Genomic DNA, 18,785 nt, shown 5'->3' with positions numbered 1-18,785 from the left:
GCACACAACACAGTTTTCAAGGACCGAGCAGGCAAGGGAGCTCGCCTGGCGAGCCGCTCACCTTGGTGCGCCCCTGTCGAGGAGCGGATCCGCCTCAGCGCCATCCCTCGCGGGAGATGCTGACACGGCCGTCGACTCGATTGAGGAGCGCCCGTCGAGCGGCTAGGAGATGCGCGAGCTTCGCTCGCCGACTCTCCGCCTCCGCCGACGCGGGGGGCCCTATCTAGAGCCCCTTCGCGAACCTGTCAACCTTCTCTTTCGACTCTTTTTGGTGAGTCTTCGGCGGGTGTTCTTCGCCGAGCTGATCGAGGAGGTCACGGTGCCAGAGGGCGGTCGACCGAGGTGGCCGACTGTTCCGCCGGTTCGCGAGAGGCGCACCCTATACGGGCACCTCACGGCTGTCAACGCTAATGGTCGAGAGCGCAATTGCGGTCGGGGGATGGTTGGGACGAGGCGGGCGAGCTGAAGAGGAGTTCCTCGTCGCGCGGGGGCGCACGGGTCGGCGGTTCGGCGGGTCGGCGCGGGGGAGGTGGTTCCGGGCTGCCCTCCCCTCGGGCCTACCGTGGGAGCCGGCCGCGCGGATCGTGAAGAGGCCCAGGGACGCCCCGCGATCGCGGGTCCACCTGGAGCGCGCGGAGGTGGCGCGATCGCGATCGCGATCGGTGGCGCCGGGCGCGATCGCGATCGCCCGCTCGGGCCGAATCGCGGGCATAAGTAGCTGAATTTACATTGGATATCGTCGGCACGCGGGCTGCTACGGGGGCGCTCGGAGAGGAGCCCCGATGCCGATGATGACCCGAGATACCTCCGATACGTCCGTCACGTTCTCCCTCGCGGAGCTCGCGAAGCTCGAGGAGGCGCGCGTGCGGGAGGAGCACCTCCAGCGCGCAAGAACGCGCGAGAAGGAAGCCCGCGAGCAGCGCGAGGAGGAAGCGCGGCGGCGCGCCGCGGAGGCGGCGCGGGCCACGGCCGAGGCAGAGGCGCAGGCGCGGCGCGAGCGGGAGCAGGCCGAGGCGGAGGCGCGCGCGGAAGCGCGGGCGCGGGCGGCGCTCGAGGTGGCGCGCATCGAGGCCGAGGCGAAGGCGCGCCTCGAGGCGGATAACGCGGCGCGCGCGCACGATCTGGCCGTCGCCCGCGCGCGCGCCGAGGGACGGCGCCGCAGCCTGACGCACGCGCTCGCCGCCGCGCTCGGCCTCGCGCTGTGCGGCGGCGCAGCGGCCGCCTACGGGGCCGCGCAGCACGTGACGAGCCTCCAGCAAGAGGCCCAGCGGCTCCGTGATGCGCAGGCGGCGCTGGCAGAGGAACGCGAGAGCGCGAGGGCGGCCGAGCTCGCGGCCCTCGACCGGCGCCACGCGGCGCTGCGCGGCCGGCCCCTCGCCAGCGACGCCGAGGAGGCACGCGCGACCGCGGAGGCGGCGCGGAGCGCCCTCGATCCGCGGGCGCTGGACCACAACCGGCTGCGGGCGTTCGGGGACGCGCTCGACGCGCTGGAGACACGGCTCGACGCGCTCGAGAGGATCGCGGCGCTCGATCGGCGCCACGCGGACCTCGCCGCATGGGCCGCGGAGCGGCGGCGGCCCGAGGCCACGGCGGCGGCCCAGGTCGCCGCGGCGCGCGCGAGGACGCCGGGCGCCGACGAGGGCGCGCTCCGCGCTTACGAGAGCGCGCTCGCCCACCTGCGGGAGGCGCTCGCCCGACCTGCGGCGCCGGGCACGCGACCGCAGGTGGGGGTGGGGCCCCAGCAGCCCAAGTGCACGAACCCGGGAGACCCGATGTGCGGGTTCGACGGGCGGTCTCTCTGAGGCGCTGAAGCCGCGCTTCTCTGCGGGGAGCTGCGCTGCTCTCCGGGCGAACGACATCACCGTCGCCCCCCAGCGCGGCGCTTCCACGCTCCGGAGGTGCATGGCACCCTGCGAGGAGAATGGCCAAGGACGTGTCGAGCACCCTCGATCACCGGAGCCCGGTGCGGCCCGAGGCCGGGAGGCGCCGGCCAGCGCTCGTGTGCGCGTTCCCGCGGCCCATGGCGTTCGCGCTGCCCGACTCCGGGACCGTCATCGGCCGCGCCTGGCTCGCCGAGCGCGGCCTCGCCGACGAGGAGGTGTCAGGCAAGCACCTGCGGATCGATCGCGCCGGCGGCGCGCTTCGCGTCGCGGACGTCGGGTCGCGCAACGGCACGTGGGTGAACGGGTCGAGGCTCGCGCCGCGCGACCTCACGCCGCTCGACGACGGCGCGGTGCTGAGGCTCGGGCGGGTGCTGTTCGTCTTCCGCGAGGAGCTCCTCGGCCCGCTCGATCCGGCGCCGCCCGTGGGCGGGCTCGTCGGGCCGTACGGCCTGCGCGGCGTCGCGCAGCCGCTTGCGGGCCTGCCGCGGAGCCGCCCCGGCAACGTGCTCATCGAAGGGGAGACGGGCGTGGGCAAGGAGCTCGTCGCGCGCGCCACGGCGGCGGCCCTCGGGCGCGCGGCGCCGTTCGCGGCGGTGAACGTGGCCGGCGTCGCCCGCGGCGTCTTCGAGTCCCAGATGTTCGGCCACGTGGCGGGGGCGTTCTCGGACGCGCGCAGCGCCGCGCCCGGGATCGTCGTGGCCCACGACGGCGGGACGCTGTTCCTCGACGAGATCGGCGAGCTCGATCCCGATCTCCAGGCGAAGCTGCTGCGGCTCCTGGAGAACCGCGAGGTGCTGCCGGTCGGGGCGCAGCGGCCGGTCCACGTGAACGTGCTGGTCGTCGCCGCCACCCACAGGGACCTCGAGGAGATGGTGGAGCGCGGGGCGTTCCGGCGCGACCTGTTCGCGCGGCTCGCGATGGCCCGCATCCACGTGCCGGCGCTCCGCGAGCGGCGCGAGGACCTCTTCAGCGTGGCCTGCGAGCTCGCGCGGCGCGCGGGCGTCGCGCTCCCGGCCGAAGCGGTCGAGGTCGAGGCCATGGAGCGGCTGCTGCTCGATCCCTGGGCGAGCAACGTGCGCGGGCTCGACGCGGCCCTCGCGGAGGTGCGCCGCCTCGATCACGAGCCCGGGCTGCGGCTGTGGGCGGTCGAGGAGGCGCTGGGGAAAGCGCCGGACGAACAGAAGACCGCGCTCACGCAGGAGCGCGTCGAGTCCGCCCTCGCGGCCGCCGGAGGAAACGTGACGTCGGCCGCGGAGCGGCTCGGCGTCTCGCGCGGCAAGCTGCTGCGCTTCCTCAAGCGCACTCAGCAAGGGGAGTGAGCGCGCCTGGCTCCGCACGTCGGAAATCCCGCCAGGTCCAATTCTGAGCTCGAAGAGGCAGGCGAGGGTCTCGGTGTGCAACAGCTTCGCGGGCTCATCATCGGCGGAGAGGGCGTGCAGCCCGTAGGAGTCATCCGAGCTGTACGATCCGACGACCAACATCTGTACATCGACGGGCTCGATGAGCACCCCTCGCATCGTGGGCCAAACTCCGCCGGTGCCAAGTCACACCCTTTGGAATATATAAGTAACTGGTCGTAGTGCGTCGCGTTGACGAGCGAGCGAGCAAGGTTTTCGATGATCGTCGAGAGAGGCTACGCGCTCCGCGAGAAAATCGAGGAAACTGCCGATTTTGCCCTGTACCGCGCATACCACGAGGGCGACGGCGTCCCGGTTTTGCTGAAGATCCTGTGCGCGGAAAGATCGACCGGCGCCGAGGTCGCGCGCTTCAAGCACCAGTACGAGCGCATCGCGCGCCTCGCCTCGCCCCGCCTCGTCGCCCTGCGCGGCGTCGAGGCGCTCGCCGGCTCCTTGATCGTCGTCCTCGAGGACTTCCCGGGCCGCGATCTCGCGCGGATCCTCGCCGCGCGCCCGTCACGCAGGATGCCGGTCGGCGAGGCGCTCGATCTCGCGGCCGCGCTCGCCGAAGGTCTCGCCGCGGTGCACGTGGCCGGGCTCGTCCACCGCGATCTGCGCCCGCAGAACGTGCTCGTCGGCGCGCGCGGCGCGGTCAAGATCAATGGCTTCGGCGTCGACGCCGAGATCACCCACGCGCACGAACGGCTCTACGCGCCGGCGGTCATCGCCGACGTGCTGCCCTACGTCTCCCCCGAGCAGACAGGCCGCATGAACCGCGGCGTCGACTACCGGACCGACCTCTACGCGCTCGGCGTCATTCTGTACCAGATGCTCACGGGTCGGCGCCCCTTCGAGGCCCTGGACCCGATGGAGCTCATTCACGCGCACCTCGCCCTCGCGCCCACGCCGCCGTCCTGCGTCGATCCGACCATCCCCGAGGCCGTTTCCGACATCGTGCTCAAGCTGCTCGCGAAGAACGCCGAGGAGCGTTACCAGAGCGCCGAGGGCCTGCTCGCCGACCTCGAGCACTGCCGCGAGGCCCTGCGCGGTACGGGGACGATCGCGCCCTTCGTCGCGGGCCAGCGCGATCGTCAGGACCTCTTCCGGATCCACCAGAAGCTCTACGGCCGCGAGCATGACATCGAGGCGCTCACCGCAGCGTTCGAGCGCGCGCTCGAGGGGTCCCGTGAGATCGTCCTCGTCTCCGGCTACTCGGGGATCGGGAAGTCCTCGCTCGTACACGAGATCTTGAAGCCACTCGCGCGGCAGAAGGGCTATTTCACGAGCGGCAAAGACGACCAATACAACCGCGGCGCGCCCTACAGCACGGTGATCCAGGCGTTCGACGGCCTCGTGCGGCAGATCCTCACCGAGAGCGATGCGCGCATCCTCCGCTTTCGGAGCGCGCTCCTCGAGGCGCTCGGGCCGAACGCGCAGGTCGTCTGCGACGTCATCCCGTCGCTCTCCCACGTGATCGGCCCGCAGCCGCCCGTCCCGGCGCTCGGCCCGATCGAGGCGCAAAACCGCCTGAACCGGTGCTTCTTGCTGTTCGTCTCGGTGTTCGCGCGGCGCACACACCCGCTCGTCCTGTTCCTCGACGATCTTCAGTGGATTGACCCCGCGAGCCTCGGGTTGCTCCGCGCGCTCCTCGCCGACGACTCGCTCGATGCCCTCTTTTTCTGCGGCGCTTACCGTGACAACGAGGTATCGCCCGGGCACCCGTTCGTCCTGGCGATCGAGGAGCTCAAGCAAGCCGGGCTCGTCGTGCGCAACATCGTCCTTGCCCCGCTCGCGCGCCCGCACCTGATCGAGATGCTCTCGGATAGCCTCAAGCGCAGCGATTGTGGGCCGCTCGCCGATGCGGTGCAGAAGAAGACCGGCGGCAACCCGTTCTTCGTCAAGGAGTTCGTCCGGCCGCTGCACGACCGCGGCGTCCTCGCGTACGCAGCCGGATCAGGCTGGCGCTGGGACCTCGCCGCGATCGACGCACTCGGGTACACGGACAACGTCGCAGACCTCATGGTGCGCACCATCGCGCGCCTGCCGCCAGCGACGGTAAAGGCGCTCAACCTCGCCGCGGCGATCGGCAACCGGTTCGACCTCGACGTGCTCGCCGCGGTGAACGAGTGCTCGCCGGAAGACGCGTACGCCCGCCTCGATCCCGCCGTGAGCGAGGGGCTCGTGATCGCCGGGCGCGGCGGCTACCGCTTCGCCCATGACAAGGTCCAGGAGGGCGCCTACGCGATGATCCCGGAGGCGGACCGACCCGCCTTCCACCTCCGGATCGGCCGGCTGCTCGCGGGCAAGCTAGACCTCTCGGAGAGCCAGAGCCTCTTCGACGTCGTCGGCCACCTGAACAGCGCAGGCGACCTCGTGTCGGACCCCGCGGAGCGCCTGCACCTCGCCCGCATGAGCCTCGAGGCCGCATGCCGCGCCGAGAACTCGGCCGCCTTCGGCGCCGCGCTGCGCTACCTGCAGTTCGGCCTCCTGCACCTTCCGGAGGACGCCTGGGCGTCACAGTACCCGCTCCGCCTCGAATACGCGAAGAGAGCCGCCCTGATGCTCTCGCTCTGCGGCCAGCATGACGACGCCCTCGCGATCCTCTCCGAAGGCCTGGAGCGGGCCGCGAGCCGGCTCGATCGCACCGGGGTGCTGCGGCTCAAGATGAACGTGCAGGTGCTCAAGAACGACCTGCCAGCCGCGCTCGCGGAGGGGCTCGAGGCCCTGCGCCCGTTCGGGATCGACCTGCCTCTCTTCCCGGACGACGCCATGCTCGACACCCAGGTGCGGGCGACGATGGATCTCGTCCGGGAAAGGACGATCGAGGCGCTGCCAGGCCTGCCGCCGCTCGCGGACCCGGAGATCCTCGCCATGCAGGACGTGCTCCAGGAGCTCTTTCTCCCCTGCTACTTCCTGGCCACGAACGACCTCGGCATCACGGTCGCGAAGATCCTCGAGAACACGCTGCGCCACGGGCTCTCGAAGAACTCGATCTTCGGCTGCATGAACTTCGGGATGCTCCTCTGCGCCCGCGGCGACATCGCGCTCGGCTACCGCTTCGGCCGCGCCGCCATCGACCTCGCGGACCGCTACACGGACAAGAAGTCCGAGGCGATGCTCCGCAATATGTGGGGCGCCTTCGTGCAGCATTGGCGAGAGGGCTACGCCGCCTGCAAGGCGTCGCTGGTCGCCGGGATGCACGCCGGGCTCGAAACGGGCCAGTACATCTGGTCGTTCTACAACACGGCCAATGGCATCACGAACAGCCTCCTGCGCGGCCTCCCGCTCTCCGACCTCCTCGCCGAGGCGCGGAGCTACCAGCCGATGCGCAAGCTCGACGAGTTCAATGCCATCACCTGGGCGGTCGGCGCGGTCGGACAGATCGCGCACCAGCTCTCGGTCGAGACCGAGCGCCCCGCCACGCTCAAGGGGGCGTGGGTCGATATCGACGAGGTGATCGAGGAGTCCCGCCGCATCGACAACCAGGCCTCGTTCTTCTTCGCCCACTTCTACATCGTCATTCTCTGCGTCTTCCAGGGGGCGTTCGAGGAAGCGGCGCGCGCTGCGCTCTTGCCGAACATCGAAATCCCGGCCGTGGCAGCCTGGCATGGCAACCCCGCGTTCCATTGCTACGCAGGCATCGCGTTCACGCAGGCGGCGGACGCCGTCTCCCCAGCGGAGCGCGCGCTCTTCCTCGCCCGCGCCGAGGTCTCCGCCGAAAAACTCTCGCGCTGGGCGGACCTCTGCCCGGAGAACCTGGCGCACCGCCGCGCCCTCCTCCTCGCCGAGCTCGAGCGCGTCCGCGGCGACGCGCGCGCCGCCGGGGACCGCTACGACGAGGCGATCGCTCTCGCGCAGCGCGGCGGCTATCTCCACGACGAGGCGCTCGGCAACGAGCTCGCGGGCCTCTGCTTCCGCGCGCTCGGCAAGGAAACCATCGCCGGCGCCTACCTGACTAAGGCGCACAGGGCGTACGGCCGCTGGGGCGCGACGGAGGCGATGCGGCGCCTCGAGAACGCGTACCCCGACCTCGTCCCGGGCGAGAGCCTCCGCGGCGAGAGGAGCCCGCAGGCCGGCGCCGCGCTCGACGTCGGCTCGGTGCTCAAGGCCTCTCAGGCCATCTCGGGCGAGATCGTCCTCGACCGCCTGCTCGACGCGCTCATGCGCATCATGGTCGAGAACGCCGGCGCGCGGCGCGGCGTCCTCCTGCTCCTGCGTGACGGACGGCTCGTCGTCGTGGCCGAGCACCACGTCCGGGATGCGTCGGTCCACGTGCGCGGCGCGGCGCCCCTCGAGGGCCGCAAGGACCTGCCGGCCAGCGTCCTCACGTACGTGGCGCGGACGCGCGAGACCGTCCTGCTCGACGACCTCGCGATCGACGGGCCGTTCGGGCGCGATCCCTACTTCGCCGGCGGTGCGCCGCGCTCCTCGCTCGCCGCGCCCATCGTCTACAAGGGCCGCCTCGCCGGCGTGATCTATCTCGAAAACGACCTCACCCGCTCTGCCTTCACCCCCGATCGCGTCGAGGTGATCCGGCTGCTCTCCGCCCAGGCGGCCAACTCCATCGAAAATGCGCGCCTCTATGCGGATCTGCAGCAGGAGAACGCGGAGCGACGGCGCGCCGAGGAGGTGCTCCGCCATTCCCTCTCGCTCCTCGAGGCCACGCTCGAATCGACGGCGGACGGCATCCTCGTCGTCGACGACGAGCAGCGCGTCCTGTGTCAGAATCACAGGTTCACGGCGATGTGGCGCATCCCGGACGAGATCCTCTCCACCGGGTCGGACGACACGTTCCGTACGTTCGTCTGCGACCAGGTCCTCGATCCCGAGGCGTTTCTGCAAAGGATCCGCGCTCTCTATGCCTCGCCCGAGGAGTCCAGCTTCGATGCCATCCCGTTCGTGGACGGGCGCGTCTTCGAGCGTTATTCGCAGCCCCAGCGCCTCGGCGGGCGCGTGGTCGGGCGGGTCTGGAGCTTCCGCGACATCACCGCGCGCGTGCGCGCCGAGCAGCAGCGCGATCAGCTCCTCCTGGACGAGCGGCGGGCGCGCACCGCAGCGGAGGAGGCCGTGCACCTGCGGGACGAGCTCCTTTCTATCGCCTCGCACGAGCTCCGCACCCCGCTCACCAGCCTGCAGCTCGCCATTCAATCGCTGGGGAAAAGGCTCGCGCGGGGCATGGACGTCGAGCGCGTGCGATCCGCGGTCGCCCTCTCTGGCCGCCAGGTCAAGCGCCTCACCGACCTCATCGATATGCTGCTCGACGTCTCCCGGATCCAGGCGGGGAGGCTCGAGCTGTATACGGCGCCCGTCGAGCTGCGCGCGCTCGTCGACGAGCTCGTCGCCCACCTCGGCGATCAGATCGCGCAGTCAGGCAGCGTGGTCGCCGTGCGCGCGGAGCAGCCGGTCATCGGCCGGTGGGACCCGCACCGCCTGGAGCAGGTCGTGACCAACCTCCTCACCAATGCGATCAAATTCGGGGAACGCCAGCCGATCGACATCACCATCACCCAGGAAGATCGGGTCGCGCGGCTCTCGGTGACCGACCGTGGGATCGGGATCTCGGACGAAGTGCAGGCGCAGCTCTTCGAACGATTTCGCCGCGGCGTCTCGTCGAAGCATTACGGGGGGCTCGGGCTCGGCCTCTACATCACCCGCACCATCGTCGAGGCGCACGGCGGCCGAATTCGCGTGTCGAGCGAGGTCGGCCGGGGCTCGACCTTCTGCGTCGAGCTGCCGCTCTCGACCGAGCGCGCGGGGGATTTGTCGTCGTAGCGGTTGCCTCGATCGGCTTGCCCGGCTCGCGGCTTTGATTCCGCCGCCGAAAATCCCGCTTGTGAGATACCATGGCGTGTTCGCGCCTCGCGCGTCGTGGGGCGGCTGCTCGAAGGGGAGTTGTTCGCAACGTCGCGCGACGTCGAGTGGACCGTGCTCATGAAGCGTTCGTTCGGCTTCGATGCGCTCCGCTGCCCGAGATGCGAACGGCGGATGCGCGTGCTTTCCACGAACACCGACTCAGCGGTGGTGCGCCGCATCCTCGATCATCTGAACTTGCCCTCGCAGCCCCGAACGGCAGCACCCGCGCGCGATCCAACGTGGGAACCGATGGCGTTCGGGTTCGACGCGGCGTAGGTGGGCACCCGGCCCGAGCCCGTCATGGCGAACGCACGTCGCGGTCGTCGAGCCAGAGCTGCACCCAATGCACGGCGCGCGGGCCCTGCGACGGGGCGAGCGGGTGTTTGATGCGCGATAGACGGCTCGCCCGGCGCCGTTTCCGCGGGGCTCGACACGGGCGAGAGCTCTATGGTTTCCTATCCGCCTGCTCCTGAAGTCCGCGCCGGGGGATCCCACGCGGCTCTTCGTCGTGTCGCAGCCCGGTCAGATCTTCGTGCTCGAGGACGGCGCGCCCGAGCCCGCGGTGTTCCTCGATATCCGCGAGCTCATCGCCTACGGCGGCGAGCGCGGCCTCCTCGGGCTCGCCTTCCCGGATTACGAGGCGAACGGCCGCTTCTTCGTGCATTACTCGGACAAGGTGACGGAGGGCGACACGCGGGTCGTCGAGTTCAGGCGCGGCGAGACCCCGGACGTCGCCGATCCGACCCCGGTCGCCACCTACCTGGAGCACGAGCAGCCGCAGACCAACCACAACGGCGGGTCCATCGAGTTCAGCCCGCGCGACGGATTCCTCTATCTCGGGCTCGGCGACGGCGGCAACAGCAATGATTACGGCCCCGGCCACTCGGCCATCGGCAATGGCCAGGATCTCACGACCCTGCTCGGCTTCAGCATCGCCGGCTTCGGGCAGGACAGCGCGGGCGAAGTCTACGTCGCCGACTTCGGCGGCACGGTGTACCGCGTCGATCCGGAGTGAGCCCGGGCCAGCGCGCCCCGCGCCGCGCAGGAGCTCACATCGACCAGCGGAGCCCGGCGTACCCAGGGCCGAGCACGATCTCGGGCGTGGTGGGGACGCGGCGCTCTTCGGGCGGAATGGGCACCTGGCGGCCGCCGACGATGGCGAGCGGGATGCCGGCCCCGAGGCCGGCGATCCCGAGGACGAGGAACCCTTTCCCGACGGTGTTGTTGATCTCCTCGGTCCCGTAGGGGTCGTCGGCCGGGTCGCCAGCGCTGGTGTCATCCGTGATGGACGCGATCCCGATGAACGTGTTGATAACGCCGAAGAAGCTCGACACGAACCCCCCAAGCAGCATCCCCGGGTTATTAAGCCGGGTCAGCGGGCGGGCCGGCGGTGTCGGCGCCGCCGCGTCCGCGACGGGCGCCAAGGCCGGGCCGCGGACCTGCGGCACGGCGGCTGTCGGCGCTGGCGTGCCCGCGGGCAGCGGCTGCGCCGCGCCGCTGGACCGCGCGTGCGCCGCTGCCGGCTCGGCCCAGGCGTCTCGACCACCCCCCGCGCGGGCGGCGAGGAATATCGTGAGCAGCAACAGGCGCCCGAGGCGCTGCTTCGGTGGACTCATCATGTGGCTCTCCCTGCGATCGTCGAACAGGTGGCCGCTGGCCGGCGCAACTGGACATCGAGCTCCCCGGCTCGGCCTCTCCGACTAAAGGCAGGATAATGGGAGCGAGGTCCACGTCGCGGACTTCAGCGGGACCGTTTCGTGCTCCGGTCTCCGATCGGGACGGCGACCGTCTCCGAGGCGCCCGCCCGGGTGAGCTCCACCGTCTTCGTGAACGGCGCCCGCCCCGGCGCCGCGGCCTCGATCGTGTGCTGGCCGGGGTCGACGGGCACCGGGATGCCCCACAGCGGGTGTTTGATGCGCGATAGACGGCTCGCCCGGCGCCGTTCCCGCGGGGCCTGACACGGGCGAGAGCTCTATGCGATCCCTCGTCGAGGACGAGGTCGATCAGCTCGGCGGCCGACAGGCGGGAGGGGCTCGGGCTCATGTCGCGACGTTAGTGGAGGCCGGGTCGGTCAGCTCCGGGTGGCCACCAGCACCTCGGCCTCGCGCTCCCGGGTCATCCCCGTGACGACGGCGTCCGGCGTCGCCCGCAGCCACTCGAGGGTGTCGCGGGCGGTGTCCGCGACCGGTCGCAGGGTCAGTCCGGCGGCGTACGACGGGGCGGGGTCGTGTGCAGCCATGCCGTCGTAGAGCGGACGGGGCAGCCACAGCGGCAGCGAGCCCGGGCCCGCCCACGGCTCGACGCCCTGCTCCTCCAGGAGCTCCTGCGGCACCCAGGTCAGCTCCGGCGTCGCGCCGACGCCGGCAGCCACCCGGGCGAGCAGCTCGCCCGCGGGCAGCACCTCGCCGACGCCGTCGTAGTCGCCGGTCGTCCGCTGCTCGGCGCAGGTCACGATCCACGCCGCCAGGTCGCGGACGTCGATCACCTGCAGCCGGTCGTCCGGGCTGCCGCCGGCCAGTGCCTCGCCGCCGCCGGCGAACCGTGCGGGCCAGTACGTGAACCGGCCGGTCGGGTCCTCCGGCCCGACGATGAGCCCGGGCCGGATGATCGTCGCCGACGCGGCGCCCGCGCGCACGGTCTGCTCGCACGCGACCTTCATCCGGCCGTACGCCTCCGGGCTCGAGCTCGGGTCGACGTCCTCGGTCAGCGGCTCGCGCAGCGGCGACGTGGCGGGCGTGCCGAACGGCTCGTGAGGGTCCGGGTAGACGTTGACGGTCGACACGAAGACCCAGTGCGCGTCGGGGAAGGCGTCCACGGAGGCATGCACCCACGACGGCACCCGGGCGACGTCGACGACCACGTCGTACGCCGTGGCCGCGAGGTCGGCGGGCACCGGCTCGGAGCGGTCCCAACGCACGAGCGCCGCGCCCTCGGGCACTGACCCGGAGGTGCCACGGTTGGCGCACGTGACGTCGTGGCCGCGGGCGACGGCCTCCGCCGCGACCGCCTTGGACAGGAACATCGAACCGCCCAGCACCAGGATCTTCACGACGGCAACGCTGTCGCGAGACCCCTGTCGGGGCAAGCGATTCAGCCCACAGCAGAGGTCACGACGCGAGCTCGGGCGTGGTCTCGCCGAGCAGCCGTTTGAGCTGCGTGCGCTTGCGGCCAAAAGGTCCGACGTCCTCGCGGCGATGGAGCGCATCTTCGCGGAGGAGATCGCCCGCGTGACCACGCGGCTCGCGAGCATCGCCGGCGCACGAACGGGCTCGGTCGGGTTCCCTCAGAGATTCGGCTCGAGCTTGAACGTTCACGTCCATTTTCACACGCTGGCAATCGACGGAGTTTTCGAGAAGACCGCCTCGTGCGGTACTGCTCCCGCCCGGCCTTCACTCGATCGAATCGGGCTCCTGCCCGATGGGCGTATAGCGTACTTGCGGAAGACACCTCGGCGGGGACGCACTCACCGCGTCATGAGTCCAATGGAGTTCATGGCCCGGCTCGCGGCTTTGATTCCTCCGCCGAAGATCCCGCTTGTGAGATACCAGGGCGTATTCGCGCCTCGCTCGTCGTGGCGCTCTCTTGTGACACCCAAACCTCCGGCCCGCCTCGCAGCCCCGAACGGCAGCCCCCGCGCGCGATCCAACGTGGGAACCGATGGCGTTCGGGTTCGACGCGGCGTAGGTGGGCACGACGCCGCCGCGACCCTGAGGATTACGTCCGGAGTATGCGAAGATGGCCGGAACGATGTCAGGAGGCGTTCTGGAACGGCGGCGTTCGAGGAACGGAACATCGAGTTCACTCATTCGTGTGAGATTGTCCACCCCACGCTGGCGACACTACCATGGATAACGACAAGCCCCAAACCCCCACGCCTTCCCTCACGGATCTGATGGGCGCGATGGCGGCGGCCCAGGCCGCGCAGGAGCCGTTCTTCCTCGGCCGCCTCCGCGGGCACTTCGGCGCCGACCCCCGCACCCTCCCCGTTGTCGCCGAGGAGTTCCCGGCCTCGGACCACCCGAACTTCCAGCTCGCAATCGATACCCACCTCCGCGACGGCGGGTTCACCTCCGAGCTGCTCGGAGTCTCCGGCGGCGACATGTTCCGGGGGGTGAGCCTTCCCGATCTCCTCTCGCCGCCCCCGGCGATGCCCGGGATCGGCGGACCGCCGCCCTCGCAGGGGCCCGTGCAGTACCGCAACGTCCACCTCGACGCGGAGCGCCTCCTCGCCTGCGTCGTCGGCGGCCTCTATCTCTTCGCCCGCGGGGGCGACCGCTTCGCGCTCCTGGTGCGCGGCCCCAGCGACGCCGGGTTCCGGCGCAGCCAGCTCACCGTCGAGCTGATGGCGGGGGACAACGAGCGCGCCCAGCGCCTCCTTGCCGACCTCCGCGTCCTGATGCGCCGGCTCAACGTCTACCGCAGCCGCGTCGTCACCCTGAGCGAGACCTCGGACGGCTTCTCGGCCGCGACCAAGATCGAGCTCCAGAGCCTCCCGCGGATCGAGCGCGACGCGCTCATCCTGCCCGCGGCGCTGCTCGCGCGGCTCGAGCGGTCGACCATCGGCTTCTCCCGGCACAGAGAGATCCTGCTCAGCTCGGGGCGACACCTGAAGCGCGGGCTGCTCCTCTACGGGCCCCCGGGCACCGGCAAGACCCTGACCGCGATGTACCTGGCGGGCCAGATGCGGGAGCGCACCACCCTGCTCCTCACCGGGCTCGGGGTGAAGCTCCTCAAGGAGGCCTGCGCGATGGCGCGGTCGCTCCAGCCCTCGCTCGTGGTGCTCGAGGACGTCGATATCATCGCCCAGGACCGCGAGAGCGCGGACACGAGCTGCCGCTCACCGCTGCTCTTCGATCTCCTGAACCAGATGGACGGCCTCGCGGAGGACACCGACGTGATCTTCGTCTTGACCACCAACCGCCCGCAGGCCCTGGAGCCGGCGCTGGCGGCGCGGCCAGGGCGGATCGATCTCGCCGTGGAGATCCCGCTGCCGGACGCCGACTGCCGGCGGCAGCTGCTCGCGCTCTACGGGCGCGGCCTCTCGCTCAAGAGCGACGACCTCGCGCCGCTCATCGCGCGGACCGAGGGCGTGAGCGCGGCGTTCATCCGCGAGCTCCTGAGGCGGGCGGCGCTGTTCGCGGCCGACGCGGGGCGCGGCACGGCGGTCGACGAGGAGCACCTCAAGGAGGCGCTGCACGAGCTGCTCGTCGACGGGGGGCCGCTCACCCGCAGCCTCCTCGGCGCTCACGCTCACCGCCCCTCGTGATCACGTGATCACGTGATCACCGTTTGCCCCGGACCGCCTCTCTCTTCGCCTCTGCCTTCAGCTTCCTGGCGCCCTGATCGAGGCCGCGCTGGCGCCGCCGACCTTCGACCCGAAGACGTGCGAGCGCCCCCTCCGCCTGGGGCTCTCCGACACGGCCGAGGTGTGGCTGCTCCCGCCGCTCTTGCGCGCGCTCGAGCGCGAGGCGCCACGCACGCGGGTCGTCGCCGTGCCCGCGCAGCTCCGCACCGTATGCGGTCCTCTCGCACGATGCGCGCCGCATGCTGGTAGATCGAGTTGCCGCCTGCAGACTGGCTCGTGTAGCCTTGGACAATGCGAGCGGTGCTCTCGATCTACCCCTTGGTTATCTTGGCCATGCTCTCCAGCGCCGGCTGCAAGCGGCTCAAGACAGGCGCCGGCGAAGACTTCGCGAAGAGGTATAGTTGCCCGGAGGACAGGGTCGAGGTGCGCGCGCGTACCGACGTCAAGTGGGGCACGGTCGTGCTCGGCGGCCGATCGCAGGAGGCCCCGCCGGCCGAGGTGAAGGACGACCCGGGACGGCTCGCCAAGTGGAACGCAGACCGCGCCGAGAAGGACGCGGAGACGAGGAAGAGGCTCGACGATCTCGACGTGTTCCAGGTGAGCGGGTGCGGGCACGACGAGCTCGTCGCCTGCGCCCACCCGGCGGACGGCGATGGCGTGGCGACCGACAGGGTGGTGTGCTTCCAGGGGCCGCAGCGAGCCCGCCCCTGACCGGACCGGCTCCGACGCCCCTTGCAAGTTGAGCACTCGATGTGCTCCTCGTCGTGGGATTCGTTATACCGCTCACTGTCGACGTCGAGCGCATTCGTGCGCTTCGCTGCCGGGGCATTTCACGCCGTGGCGCTCCGCTGGGTGGGCGGGCCGAACCAGGTGGTGAGGGCGTCGCGAAGGCCGTTGTCCGTCCCTTCTCCGACCCACGCGACGTGTCCGTCGGGTCGAATCAAGACAGCAGTCGGCGCAGGTACCGCGCCGAGCACCGGGAGCTCCCACACACCAGCTGGGCGAGCTTCAAGCAGGCGAACACGAGCGGCCCAGGGAGTGATGTCGAAGGCCCCCGGCTCGCCGAGGTTGAGCAAGACCGGTCTTGCCTCGTGCAGCAGCGTGAATACTCGCAGCGGTCCGCTCTCGGTGACCAGGTCGAGATCGGGCATGCGACGTCCGAGCAGCGGGTGTCCTTCACCGAGGTCGTAGCGAATGTCGAGGCCAGACATCATTGCGGCGTAGCGCTTGCGAGGCTCGTCCATCTTGAGCAGCTCGGTCACGGTCTCGCGCAGGGCCTCCGTTCGATCGTCGCCGCGACCGAGCGCGGTTTGTGCCATGGTCAGGCGCAGCACGCGGGCAGCGATGGGGTGCCGCTCGGCGTGATAGGTATCGAGCAGGCTGTCGGGCGACGTGCCGCTCACCACCTGGGCGAGCTTCCATCCCAGGTTCACGGCGTCCTGGACGCCGATGTTGAGTCCCTGTCCACCTGCCGGCGCGTGCACGTGCGCCGCGTCGCCCGCCAGGAGGACACGCCGGTCTCGGTAGGACGCCGCTTGCCGAGCCATGTCGCTGAATCGGGATAGCCAGGTCGGGTTGCGAACACCGAAGTCGGTGCCGTAGACCGCGACGAGCGCATCGCGCAGGTCCTGGAGCGTCGGCTTGTCAGCTTTGCCGACGTGCGGCTCCACGAGCACGACGCCAACACGCTTTCCGTCCTCCAGCTTACCCAGCGCGTTGACGCCCTTTTCGCCGCGGCGGACGCCCCACGCGGGCTCGTCCACCATGTCCACCTCCGCGATCAGGTAGCTCGTCGACGCGTCCCACCCGGCGAAGTCAATGCCCGCCCTCTTGCGGACCAGGCTGCGACCGCCGTCGCACCCGACGAGATACTTCGCTCGTAGCGTCGCGCCGTCAGACAGCTCGACGTCGACGACCGTATCGTCCTGCGCAAACCCCGTCACGTCACGCCCGCGATAGAACTTCACCGGCAGCTCGGAGACCCAGTCGGCCAGGATGCGCTCGATCCGGTTCTGGCGGAGCGCGAGCCCGTGGTTGTGGCGAACGGGGAAGTCGCTGATGTCGAGAGGGATGAACGAGAAGCCGGCGACCTGCATCACCTGCCCCTGTGAGAGAAAGCGCTCCGCGACGCCACGCTGATCGAAGACCTCGATCGTGCGTGCGTGCAGACCGCCCGCGCGCGAGCCGGCGAGGTCCTGGTTTTCGCGCCGCTCGACGACGGCGACGTCGATCCGCGCCAGCGCTAGCTCGGCCGCCAACATGAGCCCCGTCGGACCTCCACCCGCGATCACCACGGCGTGCTTCGGCATCTTCATGGTGCAGCATGGTGCGGCATGCCTGGGGGCTTCCGGCAAGCCCCCATGTCTGGTATACGCTGGGGCTGGAGATGGACGGGAGGCGCGCTCGTTTCCTCGCTGCACGCGCGCCTCGCCGCGCACGCCGGCGCGCCGAATTTTTGCGATCGTCGGGCGTTCGTAGGTGATCTCTGAAGACCCCTGGATGGAGGCCGGCCTGCCATGACCCGCAGCGAGGACGAGCGCGCCATCGACGCCGTCGTACACGCGTTCTTTCAGGCCTTTGGCAACAAGGGTGGAGTGCGACCGGACCTCGACGCGCTGCGCGCGCTCTTCCTCGCGGAGGGCGTGATCATCAAGACCTGCGGAGAACCACCGACGATCTACGACCTGCGCTCGTTCATCGAGCCCAGGGAGAAGCTCTTGACGAGCGGGGAGCTGGTCGATTTCTCCGAGGAGGAGGTCTGGGGGAGGACGGACCTCTTCGGGAGCATCGCGCAGCGCTTCTGTGTGTATCGCAAGTCCGGGCTGCTCTCGGGGCAGCGCTTCGAGGCGAGGGGCACGAAGTCCATCCAGCTGGTCAAGACGCCCGCCGGCTGGAAGATCAGCGCGGTTGCCTGGGACGACGAGCGGGAAGGGCTGAGCGTCCCTCCGGCTCAGGACGTCACACGACGCAGCCTGTAGCCGACAGGAATGCGGGAAAGAGAGAAACCGCAAGGGGCGCAAGGGACCAGAGGCGAGGTCGTTTTGGTCTTCCCCTTGCGCCTCTCGCGCCCCTTGCGGTTTCGCTTCCCTTCTGTTGATTTCTTAGGGACTCCAACGTGATCGATCGTCTACGGCAGGGTGTCCACGAGGGCGAGCGATGACGCCCGGAAACCGGCCACCTGCGCGTCCACCTCGGCCTGCGACAGGAGCACGTCCTTCGCGAAGTAGACCCAGTCGACGTCCTCGGCGTACGTCCGCGGGCCGGTCTGTCCGGCGGCGAGCTCGTCGAACCATAGGTTGAAGTCGATGTGCTGATCCGTCTCGGGGACGTAGGTTGCGTCGTGCGTGCAGAGCCGCGCGCCGTCGATGTAGTAATGGATACCGGACGCGTCGATCTGGAGGAGGAGCCTCTTCCAGCCCGACTGGTCCCCCGCGACCTGGTTCGACTTCGTATTCTCGAGCGTGGCCGTTTCCCACGAGGTCAGCCACAGCGTGCTGGTATCGCCCTGCCCCCACCCGCCGTTGGGCATGTACTCGAAATCCTGCTCCGAGTAGTTGGGATCGACCTCGGGGTCGTTGATCCATGGACTGATCGTGAAGAACGTCTCGACCAGCTTGTCGCCGAGGTGCCGGGTCCCGGTCAGGGGCGTGTTGCGGAATCTCACCCTGGCGGAGTAGGTCCCGAAGCGGAACCTGTCGTCGTTGGACTGGATCTCCGCGTGCGAGGTGCTCGCTCCCGATCCACGCGAGGTCGCTTGGAGCCGCAGCAGCCTGTTCGAGGCGAGATCGGGATCGTCGATGAACGACACATTGGACGAGAGCCATTGTGCGCCGGCGACCCCGGGCGCTCCGTCGGTCGTCCGTACCCACCACCGGCTCCTGAGACCGTCGTCGGCGATGCCGCTGTAGCTGAAGTCGTCGAAGAACTCGGCCGACACCGTGACGCCGCCGCCCTCGCCGCCAGCGCCGCTGCCCTCGCCGCCAGCGCCGCTGCCCTCGCCGCCAGCGCCGCTGCCCTCGCCGCCAGCGCCGCCGCCAGCGCCGCCAGCGCCGCCGCCAGCGCCGCTGCCGCCCTCGCCGCCAGCGCCGCCGCCAGCGCCGCCGCCGCCCTCACCGCCGCTCCCTCCGCCAGCGCCGCTGCCGCCCTCACCGCCGCTCCCTCCGCCAGCGCCGCTGCCGCCATGGCCGGCAGGGACGTCGAGCTCGTTCGAGCAACCCACCAGCACATACACCGCAAGGAGCGCCGCCCCCGCGGCGTGGATGAAGCGCGCGCCCCGGGGCGCCTCGTTCGATGCAGCGATGCTCTGGCCTTCGCGATCCGTTTTCATCGAGACTGTTCCTTTCGGGA

14 protein-coding genes are annotated in these 18,785 nt (G+C 70.4%); 9 read left to right on the top strand and 5 right to left on the bottom strand.

Features of this window, described 5'->3' with window-relative positions:
- Positions 1–788 precede the first annotated feature (788 nt).
- From WMF46_RS12150 to WMF46_RS12130, 5 genes are all read left to right on the top strand, one after another.
- Positions 789–1,802, top strand: coding sequence for a hypothetical protein (locus WMF46_RS12150; RefSeq protein ID WP_437985762.1), 1,014 nt, complete (start codon positions 789–791; stop codon positions 1,800–1,802).
- Between the two features lie 119 nt (positions 1,803–1,921).
- On the top strand, positions 1,922–3,202 hold the full coding sequence (locus tag WMF46_RS12145; RefSeq protein WP_437985761.1) for a sigma 54-interacting transcriptional regulator: 1,281 nt from the start codon (positions 1,922–1,924) through the stop codon (positions 3,200–3,202).
- A 297-nt stretch (positions 3,203–3,499) separates the two neighbouring features.
- A complete protein-coding gene (locus WMF46_RS12140; RefSeq protein WP_437985760.1) occupies positions 3,500–9,052 on the top strand; it encodes an AAA family ATPase in 5,553 nt (1,850 codons plus the stop codon).
- A gap of 159 nt (positions 9,053–9,211) precedes the next feature.
- Positions 9,212–9,409: a hypothetical protein gene (locus WMF46_RS12135; protein WP_437985759.1), complete on the top strand. Its 198-nt coding sequence runs from the start codon at positions 9,212–9,214 to the stop codon at positions 9,407–9,409.
- A 181-nt stretch (positions 9,410–9,590) separates the two neighbouring features.
- Positions 9,591–10,148, top strand: a complete 558-nt coding sequence (locus tag WMF46_RS12130) for a PQQ-dependent sugar dehydrogenase (RefSeq protein WP_437987889.1) — start codon at positions 9,591–9,593, stop codon at positions 10,146–10,148.
- A gap of 34 nt (positions 10,149–10,182) precedes the next feature.
- On the opposite strand, the gene WMF46_RS12125 is transcribed toward WMF46_RS12130, so the two are convergent.
- The 3 genes from WMF46_RS12125 to WMF46_RS12115 form a co-directional block, all read right to left on the bottom strand.
- Entirely contained in the window at positions 10,183–10,752 is a 570-nt protein-coding gene (locus WMF46_RS12125; protein WP_437985758.1) for a hypothetical protein, read from the bottom strand.
- Between the two features lie 122 nt (positions 10,753–10,874).
- Complete coding sequence (locus tag WMF46_RS12120) at positions 10,875–11,021, bottom strand: hypothetical protein (RefSeq protein ID WP_437985757.1); 147 nt, start codon at positions 11,019–11,021, stop codon at positions 10,875–10,877.
- A 183-nt stretch (positions 11,022–11,204) separates the two neighbouring features.
- A complete protein-coding gene (locus WMF46_RS12115) occupies positions 11,205–12,182 on the bottom strand; it encodes an NAD-dependent epimerase/dehydratase family protein (RefSeq protein ID WP_437985756.1) in 978 nt (325 codons plus the stop codon).
- Between the two features lie 145 nt (positions 12,183–12,327).
- Between WMF46_RS12115 and WMF46_RS12110 the strand changes: the two genes are divergently transcribed.
- From WMF46_RS12110 to WMF46_RS12100, 3 genes are all read left to right on the top strand, one after another.
- Positions 12,328–13,026, top strand: a complete 699-nt coding sequence (locus WMF46_RS12110) for a transposase (protein ID WP_437987888.1) — start codon at positions 12,328–12,330, stop codon at positions 13,024–13,026.
- Entirely contained in the window at positions 12,978–14,399 is a 1,422-nt protein-coding gene (locus WMF46_RS12105) for an AAA family ATPase (RefSeq protein WP_437985755.1), read from the top strand. The genes WMF46_RS12110 and WMF46_RS12105 overlap by 49 nt, the downstream gene beginning before the upstream one ends.
- Positions 14,400–14,771: 372 nt before the next feature.
- Entirely contained in the window at positions 14,772–15,149 is a 378-nt protein-coding gene (locus WMF46_RS12100; protein ID WP_437985754.1) for a hypothetical protein, read from the top strand.
- Between the two features lie 119 nt (positions 15,150–15,268).
- Here the strand turns inward: WMF46_RS12100 and WMF46_RS12095 are convergent, their stop codons facing one another.
- Positions 15,269–16,747 carry an FAD-dependent monooxygenase gene (locus WMF46_RS12095; RefSeq protein WP_437987887.1) on the bottom strand — a complete coding sequence of 493 codons (1,479 nt, stop codon included), beginning with the start codon at positions 16,745–16,747 and terminating at the stop codon, positions 15,269–15,271.
- Between the two features lie 207 nt (positions 16,748–16,954).
- On the opposite strand from WMF46_RS12095, the gene WMF46_RS12090 reads away from it, so the two are divergent.
- Positions 16,955–17,416, top strand: a complete 462-nt coding sequence (locus tag WMF46_RS12090; RefSeq protein ID WP_437985753.1) for a DUF4440 domain-containing protein — start codon at positions 16,955–16,957, stop codon at positions 17,414–17,416.
- 149 nt (positions 17,417–17,565) lie between these two features.
- On the opposite strand, the gene WMF46_RS12085 is transcribed toward WMF46_RS12090, so the two are convergent.
- The gene (locus WMF46_RS12085; RefSeq protein ID WP_437985752.1) at positions 17,566–18,765 is read right to left on the bottom strand and encodes a glycoside hydrolase family 16 protein; all 1,200 of its coding nucleotides are present in this window, start codon (positions 18,763–18,765) and stop codon (positions 17,566–17,568) included.
- Positions 18,766–18,785 lie beyond the last annotated feature (20 nt).

It is taken from the genome of Sorangium sp. So ce117 (assembly GCF_051524395.1).
In the GTDB taxonomy this organism is placed as follows: Bacteria; Myxococcota_A; Polyangia; order Polyangiales; family Polyangiaceae; genus Sorangium; species Sorangium cellulosum_B.
Note: the sequence above shows the minus strand (reverse complement) of the source record. Positions and strands in the feature narration are given on the sequence as shown.

Coding starts and splice junctions, on each gene's coding strand:
- WMF46_RS12125 (WP_437985758.1), bottom strand. CDS start 10,752: ATGATGAGTCCACCGAAGCAGCGCCTCGGGCGCCTGTTGCTGCTCACG.
- WMF46_RS12095 (WP_437987887.1), bottom strand. CDS start 16,747: ATGCCGAAGCACGCCGTGGTGATCGCGGGTGGAGGTCCGACGGGGCTC.
- WMF46_RS12100 (WP_437985754.1), top strand. CDS start 14,772: ATGCTCTCCAGCGCCGGCTGCAAGCGGCTCAAGACAGGCGCCGGCGAA.
- WMF46_RS12145 (WP_437985761.1), top strand. CDS start 1,922: ATGGCCAAGGACGTGTCGAGCACCCTCGATCACCGGAGCCCGGTGCGG.
- WMF46_RS12150 (WP_437985762.1), top strand. CDS start 789: ATGATGACCCGAGATACCTCCGATACGTCCGTCACGTTCTCCCTCGCG.
- WMF46_RS12140 (WP_437985760.1), top strand. CDS start 3,500: ATGATCGTCGAGAGAGGCTACGCGCTCCGCGAGAAAATCGAGGAAACT.
- WMF46_RS12135 (WP_437985759.1), top strand. CDS start 9,212: ATGAAGCGTTCGTTCGGCTTCGATGCGCTCCGCTGCCCGAGATGCGAA.
- WMF46_RS12105 (WP_437985755.1), top strand. CDS start 12,978: ATGGATAACGACAAGCCCCAAACCCCCACGCCTTCCCTCACGGATCTG.
- WMF46_RS12090 (WP_437985753.1), top strand. CDS start 16,955: ATGACCCGCAGCGAGGACGAGCGCGCCATCGACGCCGTCGTACACGCG.
- WMF46_RS12110 (WP_437987888.1), top strand. CDS start 12,328: ATGGAGCGCATCTTCGCGGAGGAGATCGCCCGCGTGACCACGCGGCTC.
- WMF46_RS12085 (WP_437985752.1), bottom strand. CDS start 18,765: ATGAAAACGGATCGCGAAGGCCAGAGCATCGCTGCATCGAACGAGGCG.